Genomic DNA, 11,741 nt, shown 5'->3' with positions numbered 1-11,741 from the left:
AAATTAAGGAGATGTAAATAAATATGAAATTAGGTATCGTGGGCCTGCCCAACGTGGGCAAATCGACCCTTTTCAACGCCATCACCAATGCCGGCGCTGAGAGCGCCAACTACCCCTTCTGCACCATCGACCCTAACGTGGGCGTGGTGGCCGTGCCCGACGCTCGTCTGGACGCGCTGAGTGAGATGTACCACCCCAAAAAGACCACCCCCGCCGTGGTGGAGTTTGTGGACATCGCCGGTCTGGTCAAGGGCGCCAGCCAGGGTCAAGGCCTGGGCAACAAGTTCCTGGCCAACATCCGGGAGTGCGACGCCATCGTCCATGTGGTGCGCTGCTTTGACGACGAGAACATCATGCACGTGGTGGCCGACACCAGCACCAATGTGCCGGTGGACCCCGCCGGGGACATCGGCGTCATCGACATCGAGCTCATCATGGCCGACGTGGAGATGGTGGAGCGCCGCATCGACAAGGCCCAGAAGGCCGCCAAGGGCGACAAGAAGTACCTGCGGGAAGTGGAGGTGTTCACCGCTCTGAAGGACTGGCTCAACGACGGCAACTCCGCCCGCTCCTTCGAGTGTGATGAGGACGACGCCGCCATCATCGCCACCGCCGAGCTGCTCTCCCTGAAGCCCATCATCTACGCCGCCAACCTGGACGAGGACGGCTTTGCCGACTGCCACAGCAACGCCTACTACCAGATCGTGGAGGATCTGGCCGCCAAGGAGGGCGCTCAGGTCATCCCCGTGTGCGCCAAGCTGGAGGCCGAGATCGCCGAGCTGGACGCCGACGAGAAGAAGATGTTCCTGGACGACCTGGGCATCGCCGAGTCCGGCCTGGACCGGCTCATCAAGGCCAGCTACGCCCTGCTGGGTCTGATCTCCTTCCTCACCTCCGGCGAGGACGAGTGCCGTGCCTGGACCATCAAGAAGGGCACCAAGGCTCCCCAGGCTGCCGGTAAGATCCACACCGACTTTGAGCGGGGCTTCATCCGGGCCGAGGTGGTCAACTTCGACGACCTGATGGCCTGCGGCTCCATGAACGGCGCCAAGGAAAAGGGTCTGGTCCGGTCCGAGGGCAAGGAGTATGTGATGAAGGACGGCGATATCGTCCTCTTCCGCTTCAACGTCTAAGGCCCTTTTCCCCTTACGTCGCCTGTGCGGCGTACAAGCATTTTGACAGCAAGGCCCCCTGATGCAGGACACTGCATCAGGGGGCCTTTTCTTATGCACCGGTTTCTATTTCTTCTTTTCAGAACTTTACCACTGAGTCAGTTCCAGGTACAGGTCCTTGTACTGGCGGGCAGACTTCTCCCAGGAGACGTCCTTGGCCATATCCCGCTGGACCACCTCGTCCCAATGGTAACGGTTGTTGAAGTAAAGCGACTTGGCCCGGTTGATGGCGTCCAGCAGCAGGCCGGCGTCATACCGGTCGAAGGTGAAGCCGTTGCCCTCGCCGTTGAACTCGTTGTAGGGCTCCACGGTATCCTTCAGCCCACCGGTCTCACGGACGATGGGCAGGGTGCCATAGTGCATGGCGTTGAGTTGGGTCAGACCGCAGGGCTCAAAGCGGGAGGGCACCAGCAGGGCGTCCGCACCGGCGTAAATGCGGTGGGCTCTCCCCTCGTCATATTGGATGCAGGCGCTAAAGGTGCCCTTGTAGCTCCCTTCATAGGCCCGGAAGGCGTCCTCATACTGCTTGTCACCAGTACCCAGCACCACCACCTGTGTGTTGCCGTCCAGCACCTGGGGAACGATGGCATTGACCAGATCCAGGCCCTTCTGGTTGGTGAGCCGGGAAATCAGTCCAATGACAAATTTGCCGGTGTCCTGCTCCAGACCCAGTTCCTTCTGGAGGGCCAGCTTGTTGGCCATCTTGTGGTCAAGCACGTTGCCCAAACCGTAGTTTTCCGCCAGGGCGGGGTCGGTCTCCGGATTCCACATACCGTAGTCAATGCCGTTGACGATGCCCCGGAGCTTGTGGCTGTGATAGCGCAGGTGATCCTCCAGCCGCTCACCGTAGTCACTGGTCTGGATCTCCCAGGCGTAGGTACCGCTGACGGTGGTGATCCGGTCGGCGTAGGCCAGGCCGCCTTTGAGCATATTGGCCTCCACCCAGTCCTGCTTCAAGGCGCCCATGCCGAAGGCCTCGTCAGGCAGGCCGGACCAGTACTTGATGGTGGGGATATTGTACACGCCCTGGAAGCGGAGGTTGTGGATGGTGATCACCGATCTGGCCCGGCCCACCGGGGAGTCCTTAAACAGGGTACGCAGATACACCGGCACCAGAGCCGCCTGCCAGTCGTGGCAGTGGACCACGTCGGGAATCCAGTTCATGTAGTTCAGGGCAGCCAGGGCGGCCTTGCTGAAAAAGCAATACTTGGGGATATCGTCCACCAGATTGGTGTAGGGATTGCCCCAGGAGAAGAACTCCTCGTTGTCAATAAAGTCGTACACCACGCCGTCCCAGATGTACTCCATGATCCCCACATAGTAGCTGCGGCCGGTGTTGCCCAGGTCCATGTAGAATTCGCCCCGGTAGATCATCTTGTTCTGATACTCCTGGGGAATGCAGGCATAGCGGGGCAGGATCACCCGGACGTCACAGTTCAGCCGGGCCAGCTCCCGGGGCAGGGCATACATCACATCTCCCAGACCGCCTGTCTTTACAAAGGGATGGCACTCCGAGCCGATGAAGGCCACGCTCCGGCGGGGCAGGTTGGGCTCTTCCATCACCGGGGCAGTCTCGGCCACCGCGGGGGTGCTTTCCGGCTCGACCACAGGGGCCTTTGCCTTCCGTTTGTCGGCAGAGGCGGCCTTCTTTTTCGTGGATGCCGTCTTTTTGGCGGGTTCGGCCTTTTTCGCGGCGGAGGCTGTCTTTTTAGCAGGCTCCGCTTTTTTCGTAGTGGGGGCTGCCTTTGGGGCAGGCTCAGCTTCCTTTGCCGCGGGAGCCGCCTTCTTGGCAGGCTCGGCCTCTTTCGCGGCGGGAGCCGCCTTCTTGGCAGGCTCGGCCTCTTTCGCGGCGGGAGCCGTCTTTTTCTTTGCGGCGGCTGTCTTTTCCGGGGCAGGCGCAGCCTCCTTCGCAGTGGAGGCGGGGCTTACTGCGGCGGGAATCTCCTTTTCCACAGGCTTCTTTTCAGCCGCAGCCTTTTTTACGTTCGCGGAGTCCGATTTTTCCCGTGCCATTCTAATTCTCCCTTTCACATATGATCCGAATGACAAAGCCCCTGCCACTTCAGAGATCTGCGTGCTCAATGCAGGGGCAAAATTTGCTGACGCTAAAAATATAACACATCTACGCTCATTTTTACAGTCCTTTTTGGTATATCCCAGCTACAAATCCATAATTTTACTAAAGCATGATATATATAAGTGGATTGTTCCTGTTTTTTGCTTCACAGGGCAGAATAAAAAGACCCCCGGGCTGTTGCCCGGGGGTCTTTTTGGTGATCAATTACTTGTACAGCTCCACCAGACGGGTCAGGTGCTCCCAACGCTCCTTGGCGGCCAGACCCAACGGGGCCATAGCCCCGTTGGGGACCCTTTGATTTGATCTGTTCGGCGGAAATGAATTCCGCCGGCATCAAGGTTTTGGGCCGCAGGCCCAAAACGCTTGCACGGCGCACAGCGCCGCCCCATCTTCGATGGGGCCCACGAAGAGACCGCAAACAAGAAAGGGCCCCGGGGTAAACCCGGGGCCCTTGGCGGTAAAACTTACTTGTACAGCTCCACCAGACGGGTCAGGTGCTCCCAACGCTCCTTGGCGGCCTCTTCGTTCTGAGCGAAGAGCTCCTTGGCGCGCTCGGGGAAGGCACGGGTCAGGGAGGAGTAACGAGCCTCGTTCATCAGGAACTCCTGATAGCCGCCAGCAGGGGCCTTGGAGTCCAGGGTGAAGGGGTTCTTGCCCTCGGCCTTGAGAGCGGGGTTGTACCGGAACAGGTTCCAGTAGCCGCAGTCCACAGCCTTCTTCATCTCGACCTGGCAGTTGGCCATGCCGCCCTTGATGCTGTGCATCTCACAGGGAGCGTAGCCGATGACCAGGGAAGGACCATGATAGGCCTCGGCCTCGGTGATGGCCTTCAGGGTCTGGTTGGGATTGGCGCCCATGGCGATCTGAGCCACGTAGACGTAGCCGTACTGCATGGCGATCTCAGCCAGGCTCTTCTTGGGCTGGGTCTTACCGGCAGCGGCGAACTGAGCCACCTGGCCGATGTTGGAGGACTTAGAAGCCTGTCCGCCGGTGTTGGAGTACACCTCGGTGTCGAACACGAAGATGTTGACGTCCTCACCGGAAGCGATGACGTGATCCAGGCCGCCGTAACCGATATCGTAGGCCCAGCCGTCGCCGCCGAAGATCCAGACGGACTTCTTGTTCAGGTACTCCTTCTCCTTCAGGATCTCGCGGACCAGAGCGCAGGCCTCGCAGGTGCAGCCCTCGCCCTGAGCCTTGTGGCCCTCCATGGCGGCGATGTAAGCCTTGGTGGCCTCGCCGTTGGCGGCGCCGTCCTCCATGGTATCCAGCCACTTCTGAGCGGCGGCGGCGATGGTCTCGTCCACGTAGTCGATGGCGATCAGCTTGCGGGTCTGGTCGGCCAGACGGTCGCGGATGGCCTTCTGACCCAGGTACAGGCCCAGGCCGTGCTCGGCGTTATCCTCGAACAGGGAGTTGGCCCAGGTGGGACCCTTGCCTTCCTTGTTGACGGTGTAGGGAGAGGTAGCAGCGGGGCCGCCCCAGATGGAGGAACAGCCGGTGGCGTTGGAGACATACATCCGGTCGCCGCACACCTGGGTGATCAGGCGGGCATAGGCGGTCTCAGCACAGCCGGCACAGGAGCCGGAGAACTCAAGCAGAGGCTGCTTGAACTGGGAGCCCTTGACGGAGGTGATGTCCTCCACGTCGGCCTTGGGGGCAACCTTGGCCACCATGTAGTCGAAGACTTCCTGCTCGGCAGCCTGGGACTCCTGGGGCTTCATGGTCAGAGCCTTCACGGGGCAGGTGCTCACGCAGACGGTGCAGCCCATGCAGTCCAGGGGGCTGACAGCCAGAGCGAACTTGTACACGCCCTTGCCCTTGCCGGCCTTGATGTCCACGATCTTCGCCTGAGCGGGGGCGTTCTTGGCCTCCTCCTCGGTGAGGGCGAAGGGACGGATGGTGGCGTGGGGGCAGACATAGGAGCACTGGTTACACTGGATACACTTGGAGGCATCCCACTCGGGCACGGACACGGCCACGCCGCGCTTCTCGTAAGCGGCAGCGCCCTGCTGGAAGGTGCCGTCCTCGTGGCCGTTGACAAAGGCGGAAACAGGCAGGCTGTCGCCGTCCATGCGGCCCACGGGCTCCATGATGTCCTTCACCATCTTCACGGTCTCGGCCTTGCCCTCCAGGTGCTCGGCAACAGGCTTGTCCTCGGCGGTAGCCCAGGAAGCGGGAACCTCGAACTTGTGGAAGGCGGTGGCACCGGCGTCGATGGCCTTGTGGTTCATGTCAACCACGTCCTGGCCCTTCTTCAGGTAGGAGTGGGTAGCAGCATCCTTCATGTACTGGATGGCCTCGGCCTCGGGCATCACCTTAGCCAGCTTGAAGAAAGCGGACTGCAGGATGGTGTTGGTACGCTTGCCCATGCCGATCTCGATGGCCAGGTCGATGGCGTTGATGGTGTAGACCTGGATGTTGTGCTCGGCGATGTAGCGCTTGGCCACGGCGGGCATATGGTGATCCAGCTCCTCATCGCTCCACTGGCAGTTGATCAGGAACACGCCGCCGTCCTTCACGTCGCGGACCATGGGGAAGCCCTTGACAATGTAAGCAGGCACGTGGCAGGCCACGAAGTCGGCCTTGTTGATGTAGTAGGGGGCGCGGATGGGCTGATCGCCGAAGCGCAGGTGGCTGATGGTCACGCCGCCGGTCTTCTTGGAGTCATACTGGAAGTAAGCCTGGACGTACTTGTCGGTGTGGTCGCCGATGATCTTGATGGAGTTCTTGTTGGCGCCCACGGTGCCGTCGCCGCCCAGACCCCAGAACTTGCACTCGATGGTGCCGGGAGCAGCGGTGTTGGGAGCGGGCTTCTCCTCCAGAGAGGTGAAGGTCACGTCGTCCACGATACCCACGGTGAACTGGCGCTTGGGATTCTCCTTGGTCAGCTCCTCATACACAGCAAACACGTTGCTGGGAGGAGTGTCCTTGGAGCCCAGGCCGTAGCGGCCGCCGATGATGGTGGCCTGACGGCCAGCGTTGGCAAAGGCGGTGACAACGTCCAGATACAGAGGATCGCCCAGAGCGCCTGGCTCCTTGGTGCGGTCCAGAACAGCAATCTTGGTGGCGGTGGCAGGAATGGCCTCCAGCAGCTTGTCGGCGCGGAAAGGACGATACAGGCGGACCTTCACCAGGCCGACCTTCTCGCCGTGAGCGTTCAGGTAGTCGATGACTTCCTCAGCCACGTCGCAGATGGAGCCCATGGCGATGATGACGCGGTCAGCGTCGGGAGCGCCATAGTAGTTGAACAGCTGATAGTTGGTGCCCAGCTTAGCGTTGACCTTGCCCATGTACTCCTCGACGATGCCGGGGATAGCGTCGTAGTACTTGTTGGCAGCCTCGCGGTGCTGGAAGAAGATGTCGCCGTTCTCGTGAGAACCGCGCATCACAGGATGCTCGGGGTTCAGGGCGCGCTTGCGGAAAGCTTCCACAGCGTCCATGTCCACCATGTCCTTCAGGTCATCGTAGTCCCAGATAGCGATCTTCTGGATCTCGTGGGAGGTACGGAAGCCGTCGAAGAAGTTCAGGAAGGGAACGCGGCCCTTGATGGCGGCCAGGTGGGCAACGGCGCCCAGGTCCATAACCTCCTGGGGATTGGACTCACACAGCATGGCAAAGCCGGTCTGGCGGCAGGCCATAACGTCGGAGTGATCGCCGAAGATGTTCAGAGCGTGGGTGGCCACGGTACGGGCGGACACGTGGAACACGCAGGGCATCAGCTCACCGGCCAGCTTGTACATATTGGGGATCATAAGCAGCAGGCCCTGAGAAGCGGTGTAAGTAGTGGTCAGGGCACCGGCGGCCAGGGAGCCGTGAACGGTACCGGCGGCGCCAGCCTCAGACTGCATCTCCACCACGTTGACGGTAGTACCGAAAATGTTCTTCCGGCCCTGAGCGGCCCACTGGTCCACGTTGTCGGCCATGGGGCTGGACGGAGTGATGGGGTAGATGCCCGCCACTTCGGTGAAGGCGTAAGACACGTGGGCGGCTGCGGTGTTACCGTCCATGGATTTCAGCTTTCTAGCCATTGAAACGATTCCTCCTTGTTCGTTGTTCCAGGGCAATGGGAATCGGTCCCCGCCTCTCCCAAAGACCGGGCCGGATTCCCATTACCCTGGCTTTTTCCCCGCTTACCGGAAAGAAACTTTCCCGGAGCGCCTTCATTGTAACACCATCCAAACCGTTTGTAAATCAAATCTTACTTATCTATAACAATTTTCTTCAAATTCTCAAATTCCTAGGAATACACCCGGTTTTACCGCTTTTACTCGAAAAAAATTCAGAACTCCCTTTTTTTCTGCTGAACCGCCCGTACTAGACTTCATATTCTGGAAAATTGCCGTCTTTGGAAGCCCCTCTCCCCTGTTTTGCAGACTGTCAGACAACCCGTACCTGTCCCTCCGCTCTGGCAGCAGACGCCCTTGTGTGCTATAATTTATATGGTATAAGATTACAGCCCCCGGAGCCGCGGCCCGGGGCGGAAAGAGGGTGACAGGCCATGCTGTGTGAAGTGCGTTCCCTGGGGCTCACCGGCATCTCAGGCTATGAGGTGCGGGCGGAGTGCGACCTGTCCGGCGGACTGCCCGCCTTTGAGATCGTGGGCCTGCCCGACGCGGCGGTGAAGGAGGCCCGGGACCGGGTGCGCTCCGCCATCAAAAACTGCGGCTTCTCCTTCCCTGTCTCCCGCATCACCGTCAATCTGGCCCCGGCCGACCGCAAAAAGGGCGGCACGGTGTACGACCTACCCATTCTGGTGGGCATTTTGGCAGCCGGGGAACAGCTCCGGCTGCCCGCCGGCCCCTGCGCCTTCGTGGGAGAGCTGTCCCTGTCCGGGCAGCTGCGGCCCATCCCCGGTATGCTGCCCATGGCCCTGGCCGCCGTTCGGGCGGGTATCAAGGATCTGTACGTCCCCGCCTCCTCCGCCGCTGAGGCCACCCTGGCCAGTGGGCTGAACGTCTACCCGGTGGAGAGCGTCTCCCAGCTGGTGGCCCACCTGCGGGAGGAGACCCCCATCCTCCCCGCCGACCCCTGGACGCCGGGGGATTCGGTGGAGGCGGAACTGGACTTTGCCGACGTGAAGGGCCAGGAGAACGGCAAGCGGGCTCTGGAGATCGCCGCCGCGGGAGGCCACAACCTTTTGATGGTTGGCCCGCCGGGCTCGGGCAAGTCTATGCTGGCCCGCCGCCTGCCCTCCATCCTGCCCGACATGACCCGCCGGGAGGCTCTGGAGTGCACCGAGGTCCACTCGGTGATGGGGCTAACCAGCGAAGATAAACCTCTGCTCACCCGGCGGCCCTTTCGGGCCCCCCACCATACCGTCTCCGCCATGGGCATGGCAGGCGGAGGCTCCACTCCCCGGCCGGGAGAGATCTCCCTGGCCCACAACGGAGTGCTCTTTCTGGACGAGCTGCCTGAGTTCCATAAGGAGGTACTGGAGACGTTGCGCCAGCCTCTGGAGGACGGGGTGGTGCAGATCAGCCGGGTGGCGGGCACGGCGGTTTTTCCCGCCCGGTTCATGCTGGTGTGCGCCATGAACCCCTGCAAGTGCGGCTGGTACGGCACCGACCGGTGCCGCTGCTCCCCCCAGGCGGTGGACAAGTACCTGAGCCGGCTGTCGGGTCCTCTGCTAGACCGGATCGACCTGTATGTGGAGGTACCCGCTCTGGACTTTGACCAGCTGTCCCGGCGGTCCGACGCCGAACCATCCTCCGTCATCAAGGCCCGGGTGAACGCCGCCCGCGCCATCCAAACCGCCCGCTTCGGGCCGGAGGGCCCCGACTGCAACGCCCACATGGGGCAGCAGGAGCTCTCCCAGTTCTGCCGGCTGGACGAGGCGGGCACCGCCCTTATGAAAGGGGCCTTCGACCGGATGGGCCTTACGGCCCGCAGCTACGACCGCATCCTCCGGGTGGCCCGCACCATCGCCGATCTGGACGGGGCGGAGCACATCGGAGTGGAGCATCTGGCCGAGGCCATCCAGTATCGGGAGAGCGCCTCCCTGAGGCGGTAGGCCTAATAAGCACAACAAAAAATGCGGCCCGGAACAGAATTTGTTCCGGGCCGCATTTTATTTTAAAACTTGGTGCCGCCGAACTCGTGGAAGGTGAGGTTCTTGTTGCGCTCCTCGGTCCAGTTGATGGCCCACTGGGAGCCGAAGAGAAGCAGCTGGTTGCCCTTGTAGTCCTCCACCAGCTTGGTGTCGGTACCCAGGTTCAGGTCCTCCTCCTTCACCGGCTGGCCGTCCTCGGTCTCGATCCACCGCAGGTACTCGTAGGGCAGGCCCTCCATGTAGAGGTCCACGTTGTACTCGTTCTTCAGGCGGTACTCCAGCACGTCGAACTGCAGGGTACCCACCACGCCCACAATGACTTCCTCCATGCCGGAGTAGGGGGTCTTGAAGATCTGGATGGCGCCCTCCTGGGCGATCTGCTCCATGCCCTTCAGGAACTGCTTGCGCTTCATGGTGTCCAGGGAGCGCACCCGCTTGAAGTGCTCGGGGGCAAAGGTGGGGATGGGGTCAAACTTGAACTTCTTGGAGGCGGTGCACAGGGTATCACCGATGGAGAAGATGCCGGGATCAAACACGCCGATGATGTCGCCGGCGTAGGCCTCCTCGATGATCTCCCGCTCGGCGGCCATCAGCTGCTGAGGCCGGGACAGGCGGATCTTCTTGCCGCCCTGGACGTGGTAGACCTCCTTGTCCGCCTCGAACTTGCCGGAGACGATGCGCATGAAGGCGATCCGGTCCCGGTGGGCCTTGTTCATGTTGGCCTGGATCTTGAACACGAAGGCGGAGAAGTTGTCGTCCATGGAGTCGATGACCTCGTCCCCTGCCTTTCGGGGCAGCGGGGCAGTAGTCATCTGGAGGAAGTGCTCCAGGAAGGGCTCCACGCCGAAGTTGGTGAGGGCGGAGCCGAAGAACACGGGGGACAGCTTGCCGTGGCGCACCCGGTCCAGGTCGAACTCGGCGGCGGCGCCGTCCAGCAGTTCGATCTCATCCACCAGCTGCTGATGGAGCCGCTCCCCGATGAGGCCGTCCAGGTTGGGGTCCCCCAGCTCCACCTCGGTAGCGGTGGCGGCTTTGGCGCCGCCGTTGGAAGTGAAGTGGATGATCTTCTTGCTGCCCCGGTCATACACGCCCTTGAAATCCTTGCCGCAGCCGATGGGCCAGTTGACGGGGTAGGTCTCGATGCCCAGCTCCTTCTCCAGCTCTTCCAGCAGCTCGAAGGAGTCCCGGGCCTCCCGGTCCATCTTGTTGATAAAGGTAAAGATGGGGATATCCCGCATGGCGCACACCTTGAACAGCTTCCGGGTCTGGGCCTCCACGCCCTTGGCGGCGTCGATGACCATGACGGCGGAGTCGGCGGCCATCAGGGTGCGGTAGGTGTCCTCGGAGAAGTCCTGGTGGCCGGGGGTGTCCAGGATGTTGATGCAGTAGCCCTCGTACTGGAACTGCATGACGGAAGAGGTGACCGAGATGCCGCGCTGCTTCTCAATCTCCATCCAGTCGGAGGTGGCGGCACGGGTGTTTTTCTTGCCCTTGACCTGACCGGCCTGGGCGATGGCTCCGCCGTAGAGCAGGAACTTTTCCGTCAGGGTGGTCTTGCCGGCGTCGGGGTGGCTGATGATGGCAAAGGTTCTGCGCCGTTTGATTTCAGATTCGTATTGAGACAAGGTATGGTTCCTCCTTGTAATAATATCAAAAAACAACGTAGGGGCGGCCCTTATGGCCGCCCGTTTTTACGGCGGACTGAGCCGTTTCACCGCCGCCGGGATATCCGCAAAAGCATCCACATGGGGCACCTCATGGTCGATGTGGCCGAAGCCGTAGGCGGCGTGAAGGAATGGCACCTCCGCCTGGGTGGCGGCGTTGTAATCTCCCTGGGTATCCCCGATGTACAGGGGCTTTTTCAAGCCGTTGCGCTGTACCACCAGGGCGATGTTGTCCCCCTTGGGCTTGCCGGTACGGCCGGGGTTTTCATAGTCAGTGAAATACTTTCCCAGCCCATGGGCCTGGAAAAAGGCCTCGATGTAGCCGTCCTGGCAGTTGCTGACGATAAACAGGGGGTAATCCCGGGCCAGGATCTCCAGGGTCTCAGGCACCTGGGGATAGAGGATGCCGCCGTGGCGGGCCACATGGGCGTTCTCCTCTTTCAGCAGTCCGTCCAGCAGGGGCTGGATCTCCTTCCAGTCCAGATCGGGCAGCAGCTTCTTCACAATATCGGGCAGCAGCATCCCCATACAGCCGATGAGCCGGGGCCGGGTAATCTGCCCGGCATACTGGGGCGCGATCCGCTCCAACACCCGGTTCCAGGACAGACAGATGGAATCCACCGAATCCCACAGGGTGCCGTCCAGATCAAATAACAGTCCGTCAAACAAGAAAAAGCGCCTCCCGCTGAAATACATACTCTGATACTATATCATACCCGCCGCAGGCATTTCAAGCCTGCCGCCTCCGCCTTTTTGCACAAAAAGTCCCCGCCCGC

Annotated in this window: 6 protein-coding genes; 2 read left to right on the top strand and 4 right to left on the bottom strand. The window is 61.2% G+C overall.

Translation table 11 applies throughout. From position 1 onward, the window contains the following. The first annotated feature begins 23 nt into the window (after nt 1–23). Complete coding sequence (gene ychF / locus B5F94_RS09555; protein WP_087329710.1) at nt 24–1,133, top strand: redox-regulated ATPase YchF; 1,110 nt, start codon at nt 24–26, stop codon at nt 1,131–1,133. 126 nt (nt 1,134–1,259) lie between these two features. Here ychF and B5F94_RS09550 read toward each other — a convergent pair whose 3' ends face one another. Both B5F94_RS09550 and nifJ read right to left on the bottom strand, forming a co-directional pair. Next, nucleotides 1,260–3,185, bottom strand: coding sequence for a glycogen synthase (locus B5F94_RS09550; protein ID WP_143383273.1), 1,926 nt, complete (start codon nt 3,183–3,185; stop codon nt 1,260–1,262). A gap of 528 nt (nt 3,186–3,713) precedes the next feature. Beyond that, nucleotides 3,714–7,280 carry a pyruvate:ferredoxin (flavodoxin) oxidoreductase gene (nifJ, locus tag B5F94_RS09545; RefSeq protein ID WP_087329708.1) on the bottom strand — a complete coding sequence of 1,189 codons (3,567 nt, stop codon included), beginning with the start codon at nt 7,278–7,280 and terminating at the stop codon, nt 3,714–3,716. A 470-nt stretch (nt 7,281–7,750) separates the two neighbouring features. Between nifJ and B5F94_RS09540 the strand changes: the two genes are divergently transcribed. Then, the gene (locus B5F94_RS09540) at nt 7,751–9,262 is read left to right on the top strand and encodes a YifB family Mg chelatase-like AAA ATPase (protein ID WP_087329706.1); all 1,512 of its coding nucleotides are present in this window, start codon (nt 7,751–7,753) and stop codon (nt 9,260–9,262) included. 62 nt (nt 9,263–9,324) lie between these two features. Here the strand turns inward: B5F94_RS09540 and B5F94_RS09535 are convergent, their stop codons facing one another. Together B5F94_RS09535 and B5F94_RS09530 are read right to left on the bottom strand one after the other, a co-directional pair. Then, nucleotides 9,325–10,926, bottom strand: a complete 1,602-nt coding sequence (locus B5F94_RS09535) for a peptide chain release factor 3 (RefSeq protein WP_087188425.1) — start codon at nt 10,924–10,926, stop codon at nt 9,325–9,327. A 66-nt stretch (nt 10,927–10,992) separates the two neighbouring features. Further along, nucleotides 10,993–11,634, bottom strand: coding sequence for an HAD family hydrolase (locus B5F94_RS09530; RefSeq protein WP_242965648.1), 642 nt, complete (start codon nt 11,632–11,634; stop codon nt 10,993–10,995). Nucleotides 11,635–11,741: the final 107 nt, after the last annotated feature.

Origin of the sequence: Flavonifractor sp. An4 (genome assembly GCF_002161755.1) — a bacterium.
GTDB classification, from domain to species: domain Bacteria; phylum Bacillota; class Clostridia; order Oscillospirales; family Oscillospiraceae; genus Flavonifractor; species Flavonifractor avicola.
Note: the sequence above shows the minus strand (reverse complement) of the source record. Positions and strands in the feature narration are given on the sequence as shown.

Coding starts and splice junctions, on each gene's coding strand:
- nifJ (WP_087329708.1), bottom strand. CDS start 7,280: ATGGCTAGAAAGCTGAAATCCATGGACGGTAACACCGCAGCCGCCCAC.
- B5F94_RS09540 (WP_087329706.1), top strand. CDS start 7,751: ATGCTGTGTGAAGTGCGTTCCCTGGGGCTCACCGGCATCTCAGGCTAT.
- B5F94_RS09550 (WP_143383273.1), bottom strand. CDS start 3,185: ATGGCACGGGAAAAATCGGACTCCGCGAACGTAAAAAAGGCTGCGGCT.
- ychF (WP_087329710.1), top strand. CDS start 24: ATGAAATTAGGTATCGTGGGCCTGCCCAACGTGGGCAAATCGACCCTT.